Genomic DNA, 24,244 nt, shown 5'->3' with positions numbered 1-24,244 from the left:
CAAACAATTATTATCTTTAAATAAAATTAAAAACAAATGGATAACAACAATAATTACAACTGGGCGCATAAACCCGAATATGTTCAGGATCAGACAGGTGTCGTTGCAAAGAAGTTCTTTGCTAATGTATTTCTGTGGATGTTTATCGCATTGGGTCTATCAACTTTAGCAGCTGTTTTTATGTCAAGCACACCGGCTGCGATGGATTATTTGATAAAATACGATGAAGCTGGTAACCGTACAGGCATGTCTATACTTGGTTATGTTGCCATGTTCTCACCATTGGCCCTTGTGCTTTTAATGAGCGCAGGGTTAAGCCGTCTTTCCTACGGTGCCTTATTAGGGGTGTTCGTTTTATATTCCGTTTTAACCGGAATAAGCTTAAGTTTTATCTTGTTAACCTACACCACAGGATCTGTAGTGGCCTGTTTTGGTGCAGCCACAGGTATCTTTGGTATCATGGCCCTCCTGGGTTATACCACCGACACGGATTTAAGTAAATTCGGCCCAATCCTAATGGTAGGTGTAATAGGCCTGGTGATTGCAAGTGTGGTCAATATGTTCATTGGCAGTTCACAATTTGATTACATCATGAGTTTCTTTGGTGTAGCTATCTTTACGGCCTTAACCGCTTATGACGTTCAAAAACTGAAACGTATAGGCGAAGGAATTGAAGCAAATGGCGACCAAATCGTTCATGCCGACACTAAAAAACTTGCCATCATGGGTGCGTTATCATTATACCTGGATTTCCTTAACATCTTCTTATTCTTGTTAAGAATATTCGGCGACAGAAGATAACTTATTCCAAATATAATTTTGAAGGCCCTGCATATTTGTAGGGCCTTCGTTATTTTATAAGGTTTACGAACGATTTCTTTGGATATCATTTTTCTTTGTTGCACATTTGTAAAGCTTATAGAGAAAGACGGAGGGATTAGACCCTACGAAGTCTTAGCAACCTGTGCTTACAAGGTGCTACATTCTACTGAAACGTTTTAAACGTTTTGGAAAGATAAGTTGAATCGACTCCTCACCGGAATCCCGAATAAGCTTTTTAGTATGGTATACCGCAACCAGGTGATTAAAAGTCAACCTGATGGGAGCTCTCTTTAACAAAACAAAAGCATGAGTATCAGAGAAGAACTTGAAAAACGAATTTTAATTATTGATGGTGCAATGGGCACCATGATACAACGGCACGTATTAACAGAAGAAGATTTCAGAGGCGAGCGCTTCAAAAATCATCCTTGTGATGTAAAAGGTAATAACGACCTTCTTAACCTCACCCGTCCCGATATTATTAAATCTATACACCGCGAATATTTAATGGCCGGTGCCGATATCATAGAAACCAACACGTTCAGTACGCAAAGAATTTCGTTGGCGGATTACCAGATGGAAACGCTCGATTATGAGATGAGTTTCGCTGGAGCAAAAATTGCCAAAGAAGCGGTCACAGAATTTATGGCTGCTCATCCTGAGCGCAAATGCTTTGTGGCCGGCGCTATTGGCCCAACCAACAGAACATTATCAATTTCACCCGATGTAAATGATCCGGGTTATAGGGCTTTAACTTTTGATGAACTGCAGGACGCCTATTTTCAACAGGTAAAAGGCCTGGTTGATGGTGGTGCGGATGTGCTTTTAATCGAGACCATTTTTGATACGTTAAATGCCAAAGCAGCCATATTTGCCATTAAAAAGTATGAAATTCAAATCGGCCGTAAAATAGAGATCATGATCTCCGGCACCATCACGGATGCCTCAGGAAGAACACTCTCCGGACAAACGGTGGAAGCCTTTTTGAATTCCATTATCCATGCAAAACCTTTGAGCATCGGTTTTAACTGTGCTCTTGGTGCCAAGGAAATGCGTCCGCATATTGAGGAACTTGCTGCAAAAGCAAATTGCTATGTATCCGCTTATCCCAATGCAGGTCTGCCTAATGAATTCGGTGCTTACGATGAACAACCACATGAAACGGCCCACCTGGTGGAAGATTTCATGGAGCATGGCTTCGTGAATATCGTTGGTGGCTGTTGTGGTACAACTCCAGAACATATCGCCTGTATCGTCAAAAAAGCGACGAAACTTAAACCAAGAAAAATACCTACCCCAGAACGCTACCTTCGTTTAAGTGGCCTGGAAGCTGTAACGGTTACTCCTGAAAGTATCTTTGTCAACATCGGCGAGCGGACCAATATTACCGGGTCTCCAAAATTCTCCAAGCTTATTTTAAGCGGCGATTATGAAGCGGCACTTGCTGTAGCCAGACAACAGGTTGAAGGCGGTGCACAAATCATCGATGTAAACATGGATGAAGGCATGATTGATTCAGAAGCGGCAATGACAAAGTTTCTGAACCTCATTGCTTCTGAACCTGATATCTCGAAATTGCCTATCATGGTCGATTCTTCGAAATGGACTGTCATTGAAGCCGGTTTAAAATGTTTACAAGGAAAAGGTATTGTCAACTCCATCTCGCTAAAAGAAGGGGAAGAAAAATTTATTGAAAGTGCCCGCAAAATCATGGCCTACGGTGCTGCTGTGGTGGTGATGGCTTTTGATGAACGCGGACAGGCGGATAATTTCGAGAAAAGAACGGCTATCTGTAAGCGTTCCTATGACCTGCTGGTTAATGAAGTTGGTTTCCCGGCAGAGGATATCATTTTCGATCCCAACATTTTAACTGTCGGTACCGGTCTGGAAGAACATAATAATTATGCAGTTGACTTCATCAATGCTACCCGCTGGATCAAGGAGAATCTTCCCTATGCCAAAGTGAGTGGCGGGATATCGAATATTTCCTTTTCTTACCGGGGTAACAACGTGGTCAGGGAAGCCATGCACTCTGCCTTTCTGTACCATGCCATCAAAGCAGGTTTGGATATGGGTATTGTCAATGCCGGAATGCTGGAAGTTTATGAGGCTATTCCAAAAGAATTGCTGGATCATGTGGAAGATGTGTTGCTCAACCGCAGGGATGATTCCACGGAGCGCCTGGTGGAGTATGCTGACACGATAAAAACTAAGGGCAAAGTTTTAGTGAAAGATCAGGAATGGCGTAAGCTACCTGTAGAAGAGCGTCTTTCCCATTCACTGGTCAAAGGTATCATCGAGTTTCTTGACGCCGACACTGAAGAAGCCCGCCAAAAATACGATAAGCCAATCCAGGTCATTGAAGGCCCTTTAATGGATGGGATGAACATCGTGGGCGACTTGTTTGGCGCCGGTAAAATGTTCCTGCCACAGGTGGTTAAATCGGCCAGGGTGATGAAAAAGGCAGTAGCCTATCTGCTTCCCTTCATTGAGCAGGAGAAACTAGATAATCCGGATGGTAGCACAAGTTCTTTTGCCGGCAGGGTGTTAATGGCTACCGTTAAGGGAGACGTACATGATATCGGCAAAAATATTGTTGGTGTAGTACTGGCTTGTAATAACTTTGAGATCATCGACATGGGCGTGATGGTGCCTGCCCAGGAAATCATTAAAAAAGCAAGGGAAATTGATGCAGATATCATTGGCCTGAGTGGCTTAATTACGCCATCGCTGGATGAAATGGTTCATTTTGCCAAAGAGATGGAACGGGAGAACTTTACCATTCCTTTGATTATCGGTGGGGCAACCACGTCGCGTATCCATGCAGCTGTTAAAGTTGCACCTCATTATTCCGGACCAGCTATCCATGTATTGGATGCCTCCAGAAGTGTAACGGTTTGCAGTACCTTAATGAATAAGGATAGTCGCGGTGCTTACATTGATCAAATCAGACAGGAATACGATAAAGCCAGGGAAACACATTTAAACAAACGATCAGATAAACGCTATAAAAGTATTGAGGAGGCCCGCGCAAGCAAATTTCAGATCAATCCTGAGGATGTAGCCCCGGCACCAGCTTTTACAGGTACCAAAGTTTTTGAGGACTTTCCATTAACTGAACTGATTCCTTATATCGACTGGACACCTTTTTTCCATACCTGGGAATTGAAAGGCAGCTATCCAAGGATTTTAACAGATAAACTGATAGGAACTGAAGCCACCAAACTTTTCGAAGATGCACAAGTGCTGCTGAAAAAAATCGTTGAGGAGAAGCTATTAAAGGCGAAGGCAGTGATCGGTTTCTGGCCAGCGCAGGCACAGGATGATGATATCATTTTGGATGTAGACGGAAAATCTGTGACCATCCATACCCTGCGCCAGCAGTCTGAAAAAGTGGCCGGAGAGCCTTACTATGCTTTGTCGGATTTTATCGCAACAAAAGAAACCGGAATTGACGATTATTTTGGAGGTTTTGCTTTAACCACAGGTATAGGTTGTGATGAAATGGTAGCCGAATTTGAACGCGACCATGATGACTATAACAGCATTATGGTAAAAGCACTGGCCGACCGCCTGGCTGAGGCCTTTGCAGAAAAAATGCATGAGCTGGTCCGCAAAGAATATTGGGGCTATGCCAGGGAAGAAAACTTAAGCAACGTTGAGCTGATTAAAGAAGAATATGCAGGGATCAGGCCAGCACCAGGCTATCCTGCTTGTCCGGATCACACGGAGAAAGCCACCCTATTTGAATTGCTGGATGCTGAGCAGAAAATCGGTTTAAAACTTACGGAAAGTTTTGCGATGTATCCTACAGCAGCCGTGAGTGGCTTTTACTTTGCTCATCCGCAATCCAGGTATTTCGGAGTCGGTAAAATGACCCAGGACCAAGTGGCTGATTATGCGAAGCGTAAGAACCTTTCACTGGAAGAAACCGAAAGGTGGCTTGGACCTAATTTAGCTTATTAATGTTCTTCATCCCGGACTCCGTTCCGGGATGAAGAACGAATTCAACAGACTGTTACAACCCTAAATACCGGATAAACTATAATTAAACATGAAGATCAAAGACCACATCAAATGCGCGAAAGGCAAAACTTTATTTTCCTTTGAACTCTTACCTCCTGTTAAAGGACAAAGCATCCAGGGTATATTTGATGCCATAGATCCTTTAATGGAATTTAACCCGCCTTTTATTGATGTCACCTACCTACGGGAAGATTATATATATAAACAGCATGCCAATGGGCTGTTGGAGAAATTAGCTTACCGTAAACGCCCAAGTACAGTAGCTACCTGTGCAGCGATCATGAGTAAGTATAAAGTCGATGCTGTGCCTCACCTGATTTGTGGTGGCTTTACCAAAGAAGAAACAGAAAATGCTTTAATAGACTTGCAATTTCTGGGTATAGACAATGTACTGGTGTTGCGTGGTGATGCCAGAAAAAGTGACAGCACCTTTATTCCTACGCCTGAAGGGCATGCTTATGCCTCTGACCTGGTGCAGCATGTAATGGACATGAACAATGGAAAATACCTCCATGAAGACATCGATAATTCAGAGAAAACTGACTTCTGTATTGGTGTTGCTGGTTATCCGGAGAAACATTTCGAGGCCCCCAACATGGAAACTGATTTTAAATACCTGAAACTAAAAGTTGATTTAGGCGCTGAATTTATCGTTACCCAGATGTTTTACGACAACCAGAAATATAAAACCTTTGTGGAAAAGTGCCGTGAACACGACATCAATGTACCGATTATACCGGGCTTAAAGCCAATCACTAACAGCAAACAGCTCAATAGCCTGCCAAAAACCTTTCACCTGGATATTCCTTTGGAACTAAGTGAAGCGGTGACGGCCTGCAAATCTGAAAAAGAAGTGCGGGAAGTGGGCATTGAATGGATGATCGAACAATGTAAAGGCTTAAAAGAGCTCGGCGCACCCGTTCTTCACTTTTACACCATGGGGAATTCTGGTCCGACGAGAAAAATTGCACAGGCGTTGTTTTAGACATTGCCCACTCAGCTAGCTACAGCGAACTTACTACAAGATAGCCTATAATGTTTAATCACATTATAGGCTATTTTTATAAAGGTGACCTCCTCTTTATTTATAACCCTTACAGGTTCAATAAATAAGTTTTAAAAGCATCAAAATCTACTTCCATTGTTGCTGCTTGTTTCACTTTAGCAGACATCTCTTTTACTTCCTCCGGTATTTCAATTGCGGAAGCAATTTCTACAGGAAAAACAGAAGGAAATTTACAAGGATGAGCTGTGGAAAGAAACACACCAGCGAAATCTTCATTGGCATGAGCTGCCGTATATGCTTCCAAAGCAAGCCAGGCAATTGCCGTATGCGGACAAGCCACATAATTATATTTCTTATAAATGGTATCGATGGCCTGCAAGGTTTGCTCATCAGTATAGGTATATCCGGTTACCAGTTTCATGATTTCCGCCCGGTCTTTGCCGAAAAGATCCATAATCCTAACCCAGTTACTTGGTGCCCCAACATCCATGGCGTTGGCATAAGTCTGAACCGAGGGCCTGGTTTCGTAAATGCCGGTTTCCAGGAACCGTGGAACCGTATCATTGGCATTGGTGGCCGCAATAAACTGCTTCACAGGCAAGCCCATTTTACTGGCGATCAATCCCGCAGCCAGATTCCCGAAATTCCCACTTGGGACAGCGAAAACGACATCAGTTTTACCCTGCTGAACCAATTGCGCATAAGCATAAAAGTAGTAAAACGTCTGTGGTATTAACCTCGAGATATTGATGGAATTGGCAGAAGTTAATCGTCTTTTCGCAATGAGTTCTTCATCGGCAAAAGCCTGTTTCACTAACTGCTGACAATCATCAAAAGTGCCGTTGACTTCTATTGCATGGATGTTTTGTCCGTTGGTACAAAGCTGCAGTTCCTGGATCTCACTTACTTTTCCAGCAGGATACAAGATCGTTACCCTTGTGTTTGGAACACCCAGGAAACCCAGGGCTACGGCGCCGCCGGTATCACCTGAAGTGGCGACCAATACATCGAGCATCTGCTCATCATCTTTCAGGAAATAAGACATCACCCTGCTCATAAAGCGGGCACCGAAATCTTTAAACGCAAGCGAAGGCCCGTGGAACAATTCCAATACATAGGTATTTTTATCCAGGCGCCTGGCAGGAGCATCAAAATTAATGGCATCCTCGACAAGCAGTTTTAAATCTGCTTCCGGGATGGCATCACCTAAAAGTGTACTTGCCACTTTAAAGGCAATTTCAGGCAAAGTATAGTCACCTATATTGTTGATAAAGTCGGGATCTAAAGTTGGAATATGGTCCGGCATATATAAACCCTTATCCTGGGGCATGCTATTAAAAACGGCCTCGGGGAAGTCGACATTCAATAGACGGTTGTTGGTGCTGTATAATTTCATTTTTATATATTTTCGTCATGCCGGATTCGTTCCGGCATCTTTTTACAATTTATGATTAATCAAGAATCACAGGCCCTTGTTTATTTACAGGCGATACAAAAGCCAGGCTATTGATGTGGCTACTTTTCAGCTGTTGCTGTAATGCAGTAGTAATGGCATGGGCCGTCTGCTCGTCTTTTGTAAGGGCGAACACCGAAGGACCAGAACCGGAAATACCAAAACCTATTGCGCCAAGATCCATCGCCAGCGCCCTCATTTTATAAAAATCAGGAATCAGGATGGACCGTGTCGGTTCAACAAGGATATCCACCATGCTTCTTCCAATTAAATCATAATCTTTTAAAAATAAACCACTTACTAAGCCGGCCACGTTGCCCCATTGGGTTACGGCATCCTTCAGGAATACCTTAGAGCGGATCATCTGACGCGCATCTTTTGTAGGCACATCCACTTCAGGATAAACAATTGCAGCACAAAGCTCCTCAGGAAAAGGAAGACTGATTACATCAAGCGGGTGATAACTTCTGATAAGGACAAATCCGCCCATCAAGGCCGGGGCAACATTATCTGCATGACCATAACCACAGGCAAGCTCCTCCCCTTTCATGGCGAAAGGAACCAGTTCTTTATTCGTCAGGAAATTATCCATCAGCGTATTTATGGCAAACAATCCCGCAACGGTGCTGGCCGAACTAGAGCCCAGGCCACTGCCGATTGGCATTTTCTTATGCAGTTCAATACTTACCCCAACGTCATTTCTGCCGATATGCTGCAGGTAATGCTGTACACTGGCACTCACTGTATTTTTACAGGGATCCAGTGGCAAGCGCCCATCATCACCGGTAATCTTCGATATGGTAACACCTGGTTTATCCGTGATGTGCATCACCACCTCATCGCCGGGCGCATTTACTGCAAAACCAAGAACATCATATCCACAAACAACATTGGCTACGGTAGCCGGTGCAAAAACTTTTACAGATTCTCTCATTTCTTGCCCACATTAATAATGTCAGCAAATACACCCGCAGCGGTAACTTCAGCACCCGCTCCAGGCCCCTTAACCACCAGTGGCCTGTCATTGTAACGGTCTGTGGTAAAAGAAATGATATTGTCGCTTCCAGAAAGCGCAAAGAAAGGATGGCTATCATCAACACTCTGCAAGGTAATTTCTACTTTTCCGTTTTCCAGTTTGCCGATATAACGAAGAACCTGCTTTTGGTTGGCAGCTTTTGTTTTCATATCTTCAAAATAGGCAGCATTGTTTTCCAGTTCCTGGTAAAATTCAGCCACCGAAGTAGCGGCAAGACAAGCAGCAGGCAATATATTTTCAATAGAGATATCAGTAGCTTCCATCGGATAACCAGCATCACGGGCAAGAATCAGCATTTTACGCATAAAGTCTTTACCGTTTAAATCATCACGCGGATCAGGCTCGGTATATCCCTTTTCCTGGGCTTCTTTCACCACCGCATGAAATTGCTTGTCGTCTTTAAAGTTGTTGAATATATAAGAAATAGTGCCTGACAAGATCGCTTCGATGCGGCCTACTTTATCACCACTCATCATCAGGTCTTTTAGTGTGCGGATAATCGGTAAACCAGCACCCACATTCGTTTCATAATAAAAATCTACACCATACTTCCTGGCTGCATTTTTAAAGGCACGATACTGGTCAAAATCGGCCGAATTACCAATCTTATTACACGTTACAATAGAAATACTGCTTTCCAGGATCTCTTTGTAATAGTTAACCGGGTTTGCACTGGCAGTATTGTCTACGAAAACACAATTCGGCAAGTTCAATGCCTTCATTTTTTTCACAAACAATTTTAAATCTGCAGGTTCTGATTTCTCCTGCAGTTTAAGCTGCCAGTTTTCCAGGTTTAAGCCATGGTTACTCAAATACATTTGCTTGGTATTGCTGATACCCATTACTTTCACCTGCAGGTCGTTGTTTTTTGCCAGGTGAGGCATTTGTTTTTCCAATTGCCTGAACAATTCCTTGCCGATATTACCCGTACCCAGGCAAAAGATGTGTAATGTTTTTTTCAGTTCTGCATAAAAAGCATCATGAACGGCATTAACTGCTTTAGAAAGGTCTGATTTAGATAAGATCACCGAGATATTGTATTCTGATGATCCCTGCGCAATTGCCCGGACGTTGACACCATTTCTTCCCAGGGCATTAAACAACCTGGCAGATATGCCGGGTGTATGTTTCATGTTTTCGCCAACGATGGCCAACACAGAAAGTTCTTTTTCCACTTCCGGATACTCCAGTTTCTTGGCCTGCAGTTCCAGTTCAAATTCTTTACTGATTAAATTCAACGCTTTAACGGCGTCTTCAGGCTTTACAGCAAAAGTTATACTGTGTTCTGATGAGCTTTGCGTAATGAGCACTACATTGATCTGTTCCCTGGATAAAAGGGAAAACAAGCGGCCGCTGAACCCAGCTTTACCCACCATGCCACTGCCAGAAAGGTTCAGGATGCTAATATCATCAATTGAAGATATACCTTTTATCGGCAGCTCTGATTTTTTAACATCATGGCGGATATAAGTGCCTGGAAAATCAGCATCGAAAGTATTTTTAATAACAATAGGTATTTTTTTGAGGAAGGCCGGTGTCATGGTTGGCGGATAAATGACCTTGGCACCGAAATAAGAAAGCTCCATCGCCTCGATATAACTCAATTCAGATAAGGAGAATGCTTTTTCAACGATTCTCGGATCTGCGGTAAGCATACCGTTCACGTCTGTCCAGATTTGGATCTCGTTGGCGTTCAACGCAGAACCCCAAATTGCCGCTGTGTAATCACTACCACCCCTGCCCAGGGTAGTCACGCGTCCTTCATCGTTACTGGAAATGAAACCAGTAACAATCAGCAGTTTTCCTTGATTTGCGGCATAATAGTCGCTGATCAGCAATTCACTCAATTCCATGTTTACCCTGGCTTGACCAAAATTACTGTCGGTTTTAATTAAAGTAGTGCCATCCACGGCCTCCACATCAGTTAATCTTTGTTTGGCAATATGGCAAACCATAAAAGCAGAACAGCGTTCACCATAACTTAAAATTAAATCTTTGGTCTGTGCAGTTAACTCTCTAATGTTATATACAGCCTGAAGTATGTCTTCCAGTTCATTAAAATAAATCTTTAGTTTAGTGAACACAGGGTTTTGTGCGGATGCTGGCAATAAAGTACGGATGACTTCAAAATGCCTTTCTTCAATCGCTAACAAATTTTCTGAGTAATCTTCCCCTCGCTGTGCCTGTTCGGCCATCGCCAGTAAGAGATTAGTAACGCCGCTCATGGCGGAAAGTACGACAATGCAGTCTTCTTTTTTTCGTGATTCTTCTACAACGTCCAGCAATGCGCTGATGCTTTTGGCCGATCCTACCGATGTACCGCCAAATTTTAAAATATTCATGCTCTTGGTTTAAAAAAAAAGCGCCTTCCTGTTTAGAGGAAGGCGCTTTTTGTGGTTTCTATATATATAATTTTTTAACCATTAGCTTACCTCCCCCCGGATTTCCCCGGTAATGGTTGTAGTAATAATAATAATGGTTGAATACAGGTTATACATTTTTACGATATACACTTAATTGTTAGGTATAAAGTAAAGTTATATTTTTCTAAATACCAAATGATTATAAGAAAATATTATTTCAATACCTTTACCAGATCATATGCGAGGATTAGTCATAAAATCAACAGGGAGCTGGTATCAGGTACATGCAACGGATGGCCAGAATTACGACTGCAGAATTAAAGGAAAGTTCAGGATCAAGGGAATTCAAACGACCAACCCTATTGCCGTAGGCGACCAGGTGGAGTTTGACCTGGAACCAAATGCCAATACAGGCGTGATTCATAAGTTGATCGAACGGAAAAATTACATCATCCGCAAATCCATCAACCTATCGAAACAGGCGCAGATCATCGCGGCCAACCTCGATCAGGCATTTCTGATTGTGACCCTGGCCTCGCCAAGAACATCTTTAGGGTTTATCGACCGCTTTTTAGTCACCTCAGAAGCTTACAGGATCCCAACGATGCTTATTTTTAATAAACTGGATTTATTTTCAGGCGAAGGACTGGAAATACTGGCCGAGTATAAAAACATTTATGAAAAAATCGGCTATCCATGTTATGAGGTCTCTGCTTTAGAAGGCACGAATATAGATCAGATAGAAAAGCTGCTTAAAGATAAAACGACGCTTTTTTCAGGGCATTCGGGTGTGGGTAAATCCAGCCTGATCAATGTTTTACTTCCCGGTCGGGAAATTAAAACCGGTATTATTTCTGAATCCAGTGATAAAGGACAGCATACCACCACCTTCGCCGAGATGCATACCCTACCCTTTGGCGGTTATTTAATTGACACGCCGGGCATCAGGGAACTGGGCATCTTTGACATCCGCCCGGAAGAACTGGGCCACTATTTTGTGGAGATGCGTGCCCTGATGAACCAGTGCAGGTTCAACAACTGCAGGCATGTCAATGAACCGGGCTGTGCGGTGATTACAGCCGTTGAGGAAGGCAAAATCGACCTCAGCAGGTATGAAAGTTATTTAAGTATTTTCCACGGAAACGAAACCCGGGCTTAACACGGTTGAATCCCATATCATGAGAGCAGTTATTCAGCGCGTAACACAGGCAAGCTGCTGTGTAGATGAACAGATTACAGGTGCCATTGAGCAGGGTTTCGTAGTCCTGCTTGGAATTGAGGATGCGGATACCAGTGAAGACCTGGATTGGCTGGCACAAAAAATTTCAGGCTTACGTATATTTGGTGATGAAAATGGGCTGATGAATAAATCCCTTGCTGATATCGATGGCAACATTTTGCTGATCAGTCAGTTTACTTTATTCGCCGCCACCAAAAAAGGCAACAGGCCGGGTTTTACCCGCGCTGCAAGACCCGATAAGGCCATCCCGATGTATGAAAGCATGACCACAAAACTTTCAGGTCTGATCCAGAAGGAAGTACAAACCGGCATCTTCGGGGCCGACATGAAAATCAGTCTTTTGAATGATGGTCCGGTAACGATTATCATTGATACTAAAAACAAAGAATAATGACCATCAAGGAAGCACAGGAAAATGTAGATCAATGGATCACCTCTACCGGAGTCCGTTATTTTAACGAATTGACCAATACGGCCATTTTAATGGAAGAAGTTGGTGAGGTAGCCCGAATCATGTCGAGGAAATATGGTGAGCAATCTTTTAAAAAGAGTGATGAAGCTGTTGACCTGGGTGAGGAAATGGCTGATGTGTTGTTTGTATTGATTTGTTTAGCCAACCAAACCGGCATTGATTTAACCTCGGCTTTGGAGAAAAAGATGGCGAAGAACAGTGTCAGGGATGCGGACAGGCATCAGAATAATGATAAATTAAAGTAAGGAGAACGATTGTTAGGTTTTCATTTGCTGATCGTTTGCCGTTCGTTTGCTGATCATTTAGGTTAGATCAAAGGATCATTAAACTCCGGCGTTTATTTAGGTCATACCTGACAGGGATTTCGATCGGGTTTTTTACCGGTTTTCCGGTACGAGGTCGGTAGCAGGTCGGTGGTAGTGAAGAGTTATTTTTTAGTGATGGTTTGGTGTGAGTGAGGTTTGGGTAAGGGGTGAGTACGGTGAGAATCCTCTCAACACGCAGATCCTTAATTTTATTCTTGAAAACATTTGAATACAAATATATTTGTATTGACAGTACCCGTATTGCTTCCCGATCAGAACAGCATATGGGGTGCTGATTTACGCGGAGGCAGCCAACGAAGCGGTGTTGCCGACGCCTTTGCTCATGAACAGTTGAATAAAATCAGGAAATTGATGTAAACTCAAATCTTCAACCTCAGAATACCGGTTGGTAGCCTGATTAAATTTTGATAAATATGAATCATGTTAATTCAATCAAATCGCTATTAATTGCCTTTGCTTTAATAATCATCAGTTTCGGAGCATCAGCGCAACAGCAGAAGCCCTTTTTCTTTATCCAGATGACGGATACTCAATTTGGTTTCTTTACGGACAATAAGGATTTCAAAAAGGAAACTGAGAATTTTGAAAAGGCAATAGCTGCTGCCAACAAGCTGCGTCCGGCATTTGTGATCGTAACCGGCGACTTAATTAACCTGCCAGGTGACGTTGCACAGCTTAATGAATACAAGCGTATTGTTAGCCTGCTTGACCCGAGCATTCCAATTTACCATCTCGCTGGAAATCACGACGTTAACAATGACCCTAAAACAACTGACATCAAGGCTCACCGCAAGAAATTTGGCCGCGATTACTATACCATTAAACATAATGGAATGTATGGAATCGTGTTAAATTCCCTTTATTTTAAAAGTCCTGCATTTGTGGAGCAGGAGGCTAAAGCGCAAGATAAATGGTTAAGGAAAAAACTGAAGAAAGCCAAACGCGCTGGCGCCAACCCTTTATTGGTATTTCAACACCATGGTTGGTTTTTGACAGATCCTGCAGAAAAGGATGCATATTTTAATCTTCCTTTGAACACACGAACTAAATACCTAAACTTATTTAATGAGTATGGTGTAAGTCATGTGTTTGCAGGTCATTACCACAGAAACTCTTTTGGAAAATCAGGTACGATGGAAATGGTGACCACCGGACCGGTTGGGAAGCCTTTAGGTGAAGATCCATCAGGAATTAGAATCGTTACCGTAAAAGAAGGAAAAGTCAGTCATCAATATTATAGTCTTGACGCTATCCCTGAAGATATTTCCTTTTAATTTTTTTAACCTGCAACTCCTTTAATGATCAAGGAGTTGCTTTTCCACATTCTATTTCAGGTATTTTGCCACTAATTGATCAGTTAGCTAAAGACTTATTCTTTTCCCCTGCAACGAAGATTCATGAATACGATCTAAGAGCTGATGCATTGTCACGCCGTCATTAAAATCAGGGACAACATTGCTTTGATTTTGTAAGTCGCTCAGTACTGCTTTATAAGCAGCATATAAACCACGTACCGGCTGGGCTGGATAATCTTTGCTTAGGTATGCTGCAGGGATGGGGAGCTCTGCTAACGGTTCACCAGATTTTGCCCACTGCAGCTTAACAGGCGTTAATTGCATTTGTCCGAGATCTCCAGTAATTACGATATCTCCCTTGGTGCCATTGATTTCCCAGTGAAAGTTGATGCCGGCTGACATGCCGCCACGATAATGGACATTGACTAAGGCATCGTTTTTAAGTATCCCTGAAATGGCTACCTGGTCAATAGTTAATTGCGGCACTATAGATTGGTCAGTTAATAAAACGGCCTCTTTACGGCGATGTGCCAACGTTGAACTTATCGATTTAAAATTTCCAAGTACATGCATACAGCCTGCCAAGCTATGAGAAAAAGCAATATCCATCATTGTTGCGCCATTCTTAGGGTCGTTGAGATATAAATAACTTTCATCGCGGACTACAGGACCCCATACACCACCAGAACCCAACATTGAAGAAGACAATACTTCGCCGATCAATCCATCTGCTATGGCAGCCTTCAGATAGGTAATCTCGGGTATTGAAACTGCCTGTAAACCTATAAAAGTTTTTAAACCCTTAGCAGCAGCCATCGCGGCCAATTCTTTAGCTTCGTTGGTGCCATTTCCCAAAGGCCATTCGCAATAAATCATTTTGCCTGCATCAATGGCAGCTTTCACCAACTGATAATGATAAGGCACCTTTACAGCCACGACTACGAGATCTACGTCGGGATGATTAACCAGGTCATGCTCCTTGTCAAATGCATGTTTAGCGCCAAATTTATCGGCTGCTTCTTTTGCAGAAGCCATATTTGTGGTACTTACAGCAATAAGTTCAAACTCAGGGATAAGTTGCAATGCAGGTATATGCGCCATAGCTGCCCAACTGGTTGTATTGGCCCCAATAATGCCCACGCCGATCTTATTCTGTTTCATATTGTATTTTCTAAATTCTGATCTTTATTTTTACTATCCCCAAAGGTATAAACCAATTATTACACATTTGTACGCGGTATACTAAAGGAAAGCACATCTATATATAATTGTTAAATTTATCCGTCGCGCTCCACTAGAAACTTTTGCCTATTTTAGAATAAACACCAAGCTGATCAAACCAGTTCTAAAAAAGCCCATTTTAATTAGATGACGACATGACAAGAAGTTTATCTACTGCAAGCCGACTTCGAGAAGTACTACTCGATGGACATTGGATTGCTAATACAAATTATAAGGAACAGCTGTTAAGTACAAATTGGGAACAAGCAACTCAAAAAATGGGAAACTTAAATACCATTGCGGCTTTGACCTTTCATATAAATTATTATCTGGTAGGACTGTTGAACGTATTTAATGGTGGGAAGCTGGAGATTAGTGATAAATATAGTTTTGATCTTCCAATAATTCAGTCTGAAACCGATTGGAATGAATTGGTCAATAACTTTTTAAGCAATGCTGAAAACTTCATAAATAAAGTTGAGCAAATGCCGGATGACAGGCTAGACCAGACTTTCGTGGATGAAAAGTATGGAACATATTTGCGAAATATTGAAGGTGTTATTGAACACAGCTATTATCATTTAGGACAAGTTTCATTAATAAAGAAAATGATAGTGTAAGCCTTTCGACTTAGCTGTTTACTGCTGACCTTTGGGCAAATTCCCTTGTCTTATTTTTTAGGGAGATTTTCAATTTCCTTTAGCAGTTTTTTGTTAAGTGCAGTTTTATTGTTTTCTATAATAGTAAAGGCCTTATTCATCTGTGTGGCCTTTAAACCTGGCATGGAATTAATTAATGATGCTAGCCCCTTATTATCCAGCTTTACATTTTTAAGACGATCTAATATTGCATTTTGCAAATGGGGTGCTACGTTTGGAATATAACCCAGTAAAAGATGTTGGTTTGAATAGTTTGACAAAGTTTTATCTGTTAGTTGCGCTAGTGCAAAATGGGGGATGTAATCATCCGGATGAGATACAAGTTTTATGATTTCCGGCAAGAACGCTTGACGTTGCAAATCCGTAATGTTTGCTAAAATGAAGCTGATCTGATCTCTGTCATCAGATTTGAGCATATATTGCACAAAAGAATCCGACAACAACGAGCGTGTATGATTGAGAATATTTTTTCGTACATCCCCGTTAATGAAATGCCATAAAGTATAAACGGTATAAAGCGCGCCTTCAACTGTGACCCCATCAAATGTTTTGCTGGTCGCCCCAGTAACCGCGTCAATTTTTAAAGAGCGAACAAACGAGGTAGTGTCAATCATGTCTTCAACTTTATAGTCACGCAAAATTGAAGCCGTATCAGAAAGAATTTGATGTAGTTTTTTATGATCCTCAGCGGTCAGTTCTACATGATCAAATTTAGTAAGAACATGCTTTTGATCTGTTTTATAACCATGAAAATGGCCAAGCAGGTTCCATTCAATGGTGATATTGATTGGTTTACATAACCCATCGGAACAGACATCAGTTTGTAAATGGGATGTATAAAGTTTAGGATTTCCCACCTCGTTAGATTCAAGCTTGATCTCTGTTTTTACTAAATCATTCACCTGGAACCAAAAAGCATGGACAGACTTATTCCCTTGTTCAGCTTTCCCTTGGGCAAAGGAAAACTGAACAAAGAATAACAGGGTAATAAGTCCGTATAATTTCATAATTCTTTATTGTATATTTTTTGAAAGATAAAAGATCTAACTATAACATCTGATCTCAAAAATTTTCGCAAACTCATCTCCATGTGATTTTGAAACGGTAATGCGGACAGCATCTGCCTGAACCTGCGCAAATTCGTGCACAAATTTGCGCAAATAATTCTGCTCGAAATTTTGTTCATAAACAACTTTTCCATTCTTCTTAAACGCTATCTTGAAATCAGAAACCGTTTCTGGCTGATAACCTCTTACCTGGTTTTTCATTACTGATTTTTGGCCAGATATTCTTAAAGACCTTTGTAAGCCTGTGTCAAAAGTACATTCAAGACTTCCAATTTTTTGTGTTTTCTTCCACTGAAGTTCTATCCAGGCCTCGCCATTAGCTAAACTTGCACGCCATTGATGGGTCTCACCATCTTTAACATCTCGGTTAAAGCCATCGATTACATTCGCTGCTTTTCCATCTGCCGATTCATGTGACGAATTTACCTTTGCTATACGCGCTAAATCATTTTCATCCATATTGGTCACTCCCAATATGGCCTGATCCTGCCGTAATAGAATTTGTTGGAGCTTAGTGATGTGTTTTTGATCTGCACATAAAGTTTTTGGCGTAATGTTTTCCTTTAAATTATAAGCCATTGCCGTTCCAACTGCCTGACCAATAACTGCACAGGTGGCCATAACCCGGGTAGATGATAATGCAACGTGAGATACACTGATATCCCTTCCCGCTACATAGAGATTACTAAAGGTCTTACTATACAGCGATCGCATCGGAATGGAATAAGGCCCTTTCAAAGGAATCGAACGAAAAGGCATTTGTGAGGTATCATCCATTCCCGCAGGGAGATGATCATCCAAAGGCCAACCGCCATAAGCAACCCTGTCTTCTAACAAAGTAGGTGCCTGAATGTCCCGTTGTGTCATGATATAATCACCTGTAACACGGCGACTTTCTCTTTTTCCACAGATCGTCCCGAACCAACTGAGTGCCCAATTTGCGGATTTAGGATGATCACCTGAATTTTTGATGTAATCCCAAATACCAAAGACCACTGCCATCAGGTCATCACGTAGTTTTTGTCCGTCATTGATAATATTTTCCATTCCGCCAAGTTCGATCCACCAATATCCATATTCGTAAGAATTTATTTTTCGATGCTGAAAGTCCTTAAAAGTGTACTTTCTGGCCCAGGAAGGTGCAACAAATGGCATTGGTTTGTCTTGCTCGGTAGCTTCAAACATCAGACTATTGCCCATTGTAATCTCATCAGCTTTTTCCAGTCCGAGCGATTCACCCCATAAAGACTCCGCTTCTCTGCCTCTCATAAACTCTGCGCCTGCAATAGCAGCAAGCGTAGCATCACCTGTACAGTCAGCAAACTTTTTTGCAGAAATTTCATAAAGTTCCTCTGTAGGAGAACAATAAGCATGAACCGTATTTATTTTATCGCCACCGGTAAAGACATCAAAAAGTACGGTATCCAGCAAGAGGGTAATGTTCTTGTTAGAGAATACTTTATCATAGAGAACATAGTCTAACATCTCGTAAGAAACCTGGGGGTTCGTCACAGATTCAGTAAGCATAAACTCCTCAAGAATTCCTGTTTCCCGCCATACTTGGTTCAAACTGCTGGCGCCAACAATGTGCATCCTAATTTCACTGCTTGCATTCCCCCCTAAACGTGAACGATTTTGAATTAAGACTACCTTAGCGCCGTTTCTTGCAGCTGCCAAAGCAGCACAAACTCCAGATAGACCACCTCCAACGATCAAAATCTCCGTTTCTATTTTCCTGCGAACGTGGACTTTATCGTTCTTTTTTATGTCTTTTAACTTAGCGTCTTTCACCTCAAAGGCAAAGGTTGGGTTTACAAGTAATGTTCCAGAACCTACACCAAGTGCCTTCAAAAAATTTCGTCTGTTATCCTTCATAATTATTATAGTTTATATTAGGTTCTAAAATTTGATAGCCGGGATTTATATTTCATCATAGCTCATTACTGGTTGATAAAAAGTTGTTAAACATTAGCACATTTATTCCTGCAATTGGGATTGCCTAACTGTTGTGAAAGAGGATTGCCCATTTTCATTCTTAGCCGACAACTTGAAATCATATTTTTTCCCCTTACTTAATCCAGAAACATGAAAATGACGAATTTGAGCAGCGGTAATGTTTATGCTTTCCCAATTTTTAGCAGCAAGCTGTTTATATTGTAATACATACCCAATGGCCTTTTTCACTGGCTCAAATAAGATGTGCGCTTCGTCACCCTTTTGAATTATGAAATTCAATTTTGGTACAGCTGCTAACTGTCCACCATCTGGTATCACCATTCTTTCCTCAGACCATAGGCTCGGAAACAAGTTTTCTTTTAAGGATTTGATCCGGTAATAGTATTTTTGGCCATTAACCAGATCTGGAACAAACAAAACACCTTTATTTGTTGACTGGATGGTTTTCGCATTTTCGTAATCTCCAGCTTTTGTGGTATGTTGAACCTGAAAAATATAATCATCAGGAAGTGTACTGTATCCAATAAAAAGACCTTTATGGGCAGGCTCCATGTATCGGATCACTGGCGCTGCAAGTGCATAATTTATTGGAATTTCATGAATCTTTGTTGGCTCACTTTCTCCCGTTGAATTAACTGCACTCAACGTAACTTTATAGGTAGAGCCTGCTTCCAAGCCCTTTATATCAATATAATGATTTATTGTTAATGGGGTTTCATTCGTCAACGTCTCTTTACCATACCTGGCTTTATAGGCTGTGGCAGTTTGGTCCTTATTGAAAACCAGTCGAATTGTCCCGGTATTCCCTGGAGCACTATTCAAACGTGTTCGGGCTCCAGTAATTTGGATCACTTCAGGTGTTTTAGGTTTGTTAAAAAACAGGATGGTATCACATAGCGAATAATCAAGTCCTGAAACCAATTCGATTTGCAGAGAGCTTATATTTTCAGCCTTATTCCAATGAATAACTTTTTTTAAAACTTTATCTCCAGGTTCTATCTGTGTTAAGTTTTCAAATCCGGCATTCGTAACTTCTCCCATATCATTTTTCACATTCCATACCAGCCGATAATTGTTCATGGTGTAAGCGGGTAAGTCAAATTTGGTTCGTGGTGTAAGTATGATTTCAGCGGATGATTTACCAACAGCATTATTCTTTATATTTTCTATTTGAATTGCTTGAATTGGCGCATATTCTTTTCGGATCGAATACCAGGCTTTTTTCTTTTGTCTGAAAACATCCACTATACCCCAAGGGCGATTTTCTGAAAACTCCTTGGTTCCATTGAAACTACTCCGATAATCATTAAATGTCCAAAGGGATGCACCCATTAAGTAAGGTTTATGACGAATAGAATCGAGCACCGCTTTTGCATCAAAGTTTGCATCAAGATCTTCGCTAAGTTGCCCAATCCCGTATTCTGTATAAAACAACAGTTTTTCCGGATGGAGTTGATGAATCTTTTCTGTAACAGGAGCAAGGTTTTCTCCATATTTATTGATCAGTCCTAGAGCTGAATATTGAATGGGGTCAATACTTCTATCAGCGGTGTGGCTAACCATTACAGCTAAATGGTTGCTATCTATACTTTTCGACAGCTTGATAGCCGATTCAACATAAGACATTACCTTTGGATTTTCTCCTATCTCATTGCCGACGCTCCACCCTATAATTGATGGGTGACTATAATTATTATAAATCATTTTTTCCAGCCATTCTTTTGACATCGACTGATCGGGGTCTACATTTTGTGAATTCCCCCACAGTGACACTTCAGGAAAAATGAGCATTCCCTTTTCATCCAGATAATCATACATCTCTTCAGTTAATGGTAAATGAGTTATACGAGTCATATTGCAGCCTATTTCTTTCATCATATCTACATCTTCCTTAACCCGCCACAAAGGGAGTGTGTTTCCCGTTGTCCGATCATCTGCTACAAGATTAAATCCCATTAAACGAACGGATTCCCCATTTAACTTGAACATATAGTTTTTGTTATCGACTTCAATTTTTCGAATGCCAAAGCGTTTATGCTGCTCTTGCAATAAAACTTCCCCATTGAAAAGACTCACACTACAATCGTATAAATAAGGATCATCAAAATGCCAGAGATGAACCTGTTCTTTCTTAAGTGTTGCATTTAAATTAACCTCTTTCTTACTGTTTGCTGGGATGATGACTGAAAATGATATTTCCTTATGATAAAGATTGGGGCTTTGCAAAATGACCTTACCTTGAACAGTTTGTTCTTTGTCAGCAGAATTTTGAAGAAAAACTTTCACCCCAACTGCAGCTGTATTCTTTGAAAGATTTACCGTAGGTGTAATATGCTGTTGCAAGATTCGCACAGCATTACCGGCTACAAGTTTTACTGGTCTGCGTATGCCTCCCCAGTTCCAAACCGCACCTAAACGAAATACATTACTTGTACCAACTACAATGGTATTGATGCTGTTTGTATGGATCAACTTAGACACATCAAATTCAAAAGGGAGGAAGCCATTGTTATTTGTCCCTATAAGCTGGCCGTTAACCCAAACTTTACTGTCAAAGTACACGCCTTCGAAATTGAGAAATATCGTTTTGTCTTTCCAGGCGGCAGGAATTGAAATTGTTTTACGGTACCAGGCTTTGCCAACATAGTTTGCGTATTCATTCTGGGTGTCCCAGTTTGAAGGCGTATTCATCGTTTCCCATCCGTTTGCGGCGAAATCGTGCTTAAACCAGTTTTCTTGTTCTCCCACATCAGTAGGATCCGTTTTAAATGCCCAGGTTCCATCGAGTGACAAGCTTACTTGTTCTGTTTTCTGTGCCTGAGCTAATAAGCTGCAGATTAAAAAAATAAAGGTATAATAACTGGTCTTTTTCAATCTTAATAAACTCATGATGTTGATTTATATATATGATAATTTGTGCGCTCTAATTGGTTATTTTATGTAAAAGATCACCAGCTGGAAGCAATTTAAACACAGACTTCCCCCATTAAGTCTCCCGATCTCACAACTTCAAGCTTAGCTAAATAAAACCTCATAGATCGCTGCAGGCACATGATTTGCGGGATGTTTCACCTGCAAATAAAGGACATCTGTTTCCAGTGGACGGTCTAACACAATTTTATTTATAGTTTGATGGTTACCTTCAAGGGAATATATTATAGAATTACTTTTATCAAAAATGGTATACTCCCTAATACAAAATGGAATAACGCTTTCAGGATGTCCATATAAAGAAGATTCCAGTGCATGGTCAAAATCCGTATCAAAATAGAGCGTTATTGTTTGAATAGTTTGTGGCTTATCCCATTTGAAAGTTAACATCGGTGCGGGATCGTTTGGATCAGCAGCCCAGGCGTTGCTACTCAAAAAAGGTCTCGTATATCCATTCTGAACATGCGCTGCCTGATAAGGCTCAAGGGCAGGATAGATTTCCATTCCAATATTATGACCATCGGGTCGTCGGCGTGGAATCCAAAACTCAAAACTTTCCACACCGGTTACAGGAGACACCTGCTGACTACCATTGTTGGATACGGCCTTGTTTTTGCCATTACAAACAGTGGTAATTCCGGTATATAAGAAATTACTTAGTTTTATCTGGATAGCATCGTTTTTGTGAAGAATGAGAAAGCCATAGGCTGTTACTGGAAAAGCTTCTGTGAAAATGAGCTCAATTTCCTGCTCCATTGCTTTAACAGGAATTTCAAGAAGCTGGATGCTTTGTTCCGGAGTATAATTGGTCTTCTTTACACTGCACCTTAATTCTGCTTTTAAGGTGGTATCTGTCGTTGCTTTGATTTTTATTTTAAAAGTGTATCGAGCGGTCGTAAGAGGCAATAATTGTGCCTCTGCTATTGTTAAATGTAACCAGCCACCATCAGGTGGTATTTTTGAAAGTTTTAGTGTAGAAGAAGCTGATACTGAAGGTAAATCAATCTTCGTATTCCTCCGGGTAATTGGCAATCCAGGGATACTTTGTCCTGCAATATTGAGTTCTTCTTGAAGTTCTTTTAAATAATTTGGCTCAAGCAGCATTGCCGGTTTCACCTGATGCTGAATGCATAACGCAGCAGCTATGCCAACTGCCTGGGCACCATGCCCACAGGTAGCCATTACCCTCGAAGAACTGAAAGCCACGTGCGAAGTGCTTATAATGCGTCCCGCAAAAAATAGATTATCAATGTCTTGACTTACAAAACTGCGATAAGGTATACCATAAATACCTTTACTATGGTATTGATTGCAACCCGGTTCAGGGCTGTAAATCCCATCCGCAGGATGTAAATCTAAAGCCCAGCCACCGAAAGCCACCGCATCGTCAAAATGTCGTTGTTGAATCACATCCTGTTGTTTAAGCATGTATAAACCTTCAAAACGCCGGCTTTCCCGTTTGCCAGGAATCGTACCTACCCATTCTAAAGTCAAGTCATCGACATTTTCAAACTGACCCGAGTTTTTGATATGGTCCCATATGCCATATACTACTTTCCACAGTTCCCATTTAATTTCCTCTGTATCATGCACAGTATCTCTTCTTCCACCATATTCAATCCACCATAACCTGCATCCATAATCATTCTGATTAAGCACCTTAAACCTGGGTATTTCCTTGATATCTTTTAATGAAAATGCCGGAGGTAGATACTTTACTGGTTTGTCACTGCGCTTACTATAAAAGTATAAGGAGTGCCCAAGCAATTCCCCATATTCTTGAGTTGGCGCTAAAGCTTCACCAAACTCTTCTTTATTCTCTGCACCCATTCTAAAAGCAGCCCCGGCAAGAAAGCTAACGATCCCATCACCTGTAGAATCACAGAAAAGAGTTGATTTGATGTTGTAAGTGGTAGAATTTTGGCTGCAAAATGCCCGGAGACTTTTGATATGGGCATTACCTGTTTTTTCCAGGTCAAACACTGCTGTATTTAAAAGCAACGTAATATTAGGTTCAATTATAACTTTCTCAAGTAATATGGTATCCAGAATCAGGGTGTTTCCTTCTTTATTTCGGTAGAGGTTTTCAATTAAAATTTCGTCAATTACACCACCTTCCCTGGACCATCGGTTGTTATTGCCCATATGTGAAGTGGCTCCTAAAATCCAGAGCCTTACTTCACTACTTGCATTGCCACCAAGTACCGGCCTGTCTTGAATTAAAACTACTTTTATTCCTTTCCTTGCAGCGGTGATTGCTGCGCAGCATCCTGCAATGCCACCACCTGCAACCAGCAAATCTGTACTTACTTCAATGGTCCTGTTCTCTCTTTTTTGAGCAGTTTGTTCTGTAATTCTCATCTTATAGGAT

Annotated in this window: 17 protein-coding genes and 1 riboswitch; of the genes, 9 read left to right on the top strand and 8 right to left on the bottom strand. The window is 41.3% G+C overall.

Annotated features, from left to right (window positions below):
- Positions 1-36: 36 nt before the first annotated feature.
- The 3 genes from WG905_RS04290 to metF all read left to right on the top strand — a co-directional run bounded on the left by WG905_RS04290 (position 37) and on the right by metF (position 5,833).
- Positions 37-801, top strand: coding sequence for a Bax inhibitor-1/YccA family protein (locus WG905_RS04290; protein WP_339590472.1), 765 nt, complete (start codon positions 37-39; stop codon positions 799-801).
- 112 nt (positions 802-913) lie between these two features.
- Positions 914-1,022, top strand: a riboswitch (SAM riboswitch).
- Between the two features lie 106 nt (positions 1,023-1,128).
- A complete protein-coding gene (gene metH, locus WG905_RS04285; protein ID WP_339590471.1) occupies positions 1,129-4,788 on the top strand; it encodes a methionine synthase in 3,660 nt (1,219 codons plus the stop codon).
- An 88-nt stretch (positions 4,789-4,876) separates the two neighbouring features.
- Positions 4,877-5,833 carry a methylenetetrahydrofolate reductase [NAD(P)H] gene (gene metF / locus WG905_RS04280; RefSeq protein WP_339590470.1) on the top strand — a complete coding sequence of 319 codons (957 nt, stop codon included), beginning with the start codon at positions 4,877-4,879 and terminating at the stop codon, positions 5,831-5,833.
- Positions 5,834-5,942: 109 nt separating this feature from the next.
- On the opposite strand, the gene thrC is transcribed toward metF, so the two are convergent.
- The 3 genes from thrC to thrA are packed head-to-tail and all read right to left on the bottom strand — an operon-like array spanning position 5,943 to position 10,685.
- Positions 5,943-7,250: a threonine synthase gene (gene thrC / locus WG905_RS04275; protein ID WP_339590469.1), complete on the bottom strand. Its 1,308-nt coding sequence runs from the start codon at positions 7,248-7,250 to the stop codon at positions 5,943-5,945.
- Between the two features lie 55 nt (positions 7,251-7,305).
- Positions 7,306-8,241, bottom strand: coding sequence for a homoserine kinase (locus tag WG905_RS04270; protein WP_339590468.1), 936 nt, complete (start codon positions 8,239-8,241; stop codon positions 7,306-7,308).
- Positions 8,238-10,685 carry a bifunctional aspartate kinase/homoserine dehydrogenase I gene (gene thrA, locus WG905_RS04265; protein WP_339590467.1) on the bottom strand — a complete coding sequence of 816 codons (2,448 nt, stop codon included), beginning with the start codon at positions 10,683-10,685 and terminating at the stop codon, positions 8,238-8,240. The genes WG905_RS04270 and thrA overlap by 4 nt, the downstream gene beginning before the upstream one ends.
- 259 nt (positions 10,686-10,944) lie before the next feature.
- Here thrA and rsgA point away from each other — a divergent pair, with 259 nt between their 5' ends.
- The 5 genes from rsgA to WG905_RS04240 all read left to right on the top strand — a co-directional run bounded on the left by rsgA (position 10,945) and on the right by WG905_RS04240 (position 14,018).
- Positions 10,945-11,865 carry a ribosome small subunit-dependent GTPase A gene (gene rsgA / locus WG905_RS04260; RefSeq protein WP_339590466.1) on the top strand — a complete coding sequence of 307 codons (921 nt, stop codon included), beginning with the start codon at positions 10,945-10,947 and terminating at the stop codon, positions 11,863-11,865.
- A 19-nt stretch (positions 11,866-11,884) separates the two neighbouring features.
- Positions 11,885-12,337, top strand: coding sequence for a D-aminoacyl-tRNA deacylase (gene dtd, locus WG905_RS04255; protein WP_339590465.1), 453 nt, complete (start codon positions 11,885-11,887; stop codon positions 12,335-12,337).
- Positions 12,337-12,663, top strand: a complete 327-nt coding sequence (locus tag WG905_RS04250) for a nucleotide pyrophosphohydrolase (RefSeq protein ID WP_339590464.1) — start codon at positions 12,337-12,339, stop codon at positions 12,661-12,663. The genes dtd and WG905_RS04250 overlap by 1 nt, the downstream gene beginning before the upstream one ends.
- Before the next feature lie 285 nt (positions 12,664-12,948).
- On the top strand, positions 12,949-13,101 hold the full coding sequence (locus tag WG905_RS04245) for a hypothetical protein (RefSeq protein WP_339590463.1): 153 nt from the start codon (positions 12,949-12,951) through the stop codon (positions 13,099-13,101).
- A 56-nt stretch (positions 13,102-13,157) separates the two neighbouring features.
- Positions 13,158-14,018 carry a metallophosphoesterase gene (locus tag WG905_RS04240; RefSeq protein WP_339590462.1) on the top strand — a complete coding sequence of 287 codons (861 nt, stop codon included), beginning with the start codon at positions 13,158-13,160 and terminating at the stop codon, positions 14,016-14,018.
- An 87-nt stretch (positions 14,019-14,105) separates the two neighbouring features.
- On the opposite strand, the gene WG905_RS04235 is transcribed toward WG905_RS04240, so the two are convergent.
- Complete coding sequence (locus tag WG905_RS04235; protein WP_339590461.1) at positions 14,106-15,200, bottom strand: Gfo/Idh/MocA family protein; 1,095 nt, start codon at positions 15,198-15,200, stop codon at positions 14,106-14,108.
- Between the two features lie 215 nt (positions 15,201-15,415).
- Between WG905_RS04235 and WG905_RS04230 the strand changes: the two genes are divergently transcribed.
- Positions 15,416-15,880 carry a DinB family protein gene (locus WG905_RS04230; protein WP_339590460.1) on the top strand — a complete coding sequence of 155 codons (465 nt, stop codon included), beginning with the start codon at positions 15,416-15,418 and terminating at the stop codon, positions 15,878-15,880.
- Positions 15,881-15,930: 50 nt separating this feature from the next.
- On the opposite strand, the gene WG905_RS04225 is transcribed toward WG905_RS04230, so the two are convergent.
- From WG905_RS04225 to WG905_RS04210, 4 genes are all read right to left on the bottom strand, one after another.
- Entirely contained in the window at positions 15,931-16,926 is a 996-nt protein-coding gene (locus tag WG905_RS04225) for a hypothetical protein (protein ID WP_339590459.1), read from the bottom strand.
- 36 nt (positions 16,927-16,962) lie between these two features.
- Complete coding sequence (locus WG905_RS04220; RefSeq protein WP_339590458.1) at positions 16,963-18,861, bottom strand: FAD-dependent oxidoreductase; 1,899 nt, start codon at positions 18,859-18,861, stop codon at positions 16,963-16,965.
- Between the two features lie 102 nt (positions 18,862-18,963).
- A complete protein-coding gene (locus WG905_RS04215; protein ID WP_339590457.1) occupies positions 18,964-21,831 on the bottom strand; it encodes a glycoside hydrolase family 2 TIM barrel-domain containing protein in 2,868 nt (955 codons plus the stop codon).
- A gap of 126 nt (positions 21,832-21,957) precedes the next feature.
- Positions 21,958-24,234 (bottom strand): FAD-dependent oxidoreductase, encoded by a 2,277-nt coding sequence (locus WG905_RS04210; protein ID WP_339590456.1) that lies wholly within the window; start codon positions 24,232-24,234, stop codon positions 21,958-21,960.
- Positions 24,235-24,244 lie beyond the last annotated feature (10 nt).

It is taken from the genome of Pedobacter immunditicola (genome assembly GCF_037482985.1).
GTDB classification, from domain to species: Bacteria; Bacteroidota; Bacteroidia; order Sphingobacteriales; family Sphingobacteriaceae; genus Pedobacter; species Pedobacter immunditicola.
This window is presented reverse-complemented; position numbering and strand designations above follow the sequence as displayed.

Excerpts from the sequence above, each read along its gene's own strand:
- WG905_RS04250 (WP_339590464.1), top strand. The coding sequence starts at position 12,337 with ATGACCATCAAGGAAGCACAGGAAAATGTAGATCAATGGATCACCTCT.
- WG905_RS04225 (WP_339590459.1), bottom strand. The coding sequence starts at position 16,926 with ATGAAATTATACGGACTTATTACCCTGTTATTCTTTGTTCAGTTTTCC.
- WG905_RS04240 (WP_339590462.1), top strand. The coding sequence starts at position 13,158 with ATGAATCATGTTAATTCAATCAAATCGCTATTAATTGCCTTTGCTTTA.
- dtd (WP_339590465.1), top strand. The coding sequence starts at position 11,885 with ATGAGAGCAGTTATTCAGCGCGTAACACAGGCAAGCTGCTGTGTAGAT.
- thrC (WP_339590469.1), bottom strand. The coding sequence starts at position 7,250 with ATGAAATTATACAGCACCAACAACCGTCTATTGAATGTCGACTTCCCC.
- metH (WP_339590471.1), top strand. The coding sequence starts at position 1,129 with ATGAGTATCAGAGAAGAACTTGAAAAACGAATTTTAATTATTGATGGT.
- WG905_RS04210 (WP_339590456.1), bottom strand. The coding sequence starts at position 24,234 with ATGAGAATTACAGAACAAACTGCTCAAAAAAGAGAGAACAGGACCATT.
- thrA (WP_339590467.1), bottom strand. The coding sequence starts at position 10,685 with ATGAATATTTTAAAATTTGGCGGTACATCGGTAGGATCGGCCAAAAGC.
- WG905_RS04270 (WP_339590468.1), bottom strand. The coding sequence starts at position 8,241 with ATGAGAGAATCTGTAAAAGTTTTTGCACCGGCTACCGTAGCCAATGTT.
- WG905_RS04215 (WP_339590457.1), bottom strand. The coding sequence starts at position 21,831 with ATGAGTTTATTAAGATTGAAAAAGACCAGTTATTATACCTTTATTTTT.
- WG905_RS04235 (WP_339590461.1), bottom strand. The coding sequence starts at position 15,200 with ATGAAACAGAATAAGATCGGCGTGGGCATTATTGGGGCCAATACAACC.
- rsgA (WP_339590466.1), top strand. The coding sequence starts at position 10,945 with ATGCGAGGATTAGTCATAAAATCAACAGGGAGCTGGTATCAGGTACAT.
- metF (WP_339590470.1), top strand. The coding sequence starts at position 4,877 with ATGAAGATCAAAGACCACATCAAATGCGCGAAAGGCAAAACTTTATTT.
- WG905_RS04230 (WP_339590460.1), top strand. The coding sequence starts at position 15,416 with ATGACAAGAAGTTTATCTACTGCAAGCCGACTTCGAGAAGTACTACTC.
- WG905_RS04220 (WP_339590458.1), bottom strand. The coding sequence starts at position 18,861 with ATGAAGGATAACAGACGAAATTTTTTGAAGGCACTTGGTGTAGGTTCT.
- WG905_RS04290 (WP_339590472.1), top strand. The coding sequence starts at position 37 with ATGGATAACAACAATAATTACAACTGGGCGCATAAACCCGAATATGTT.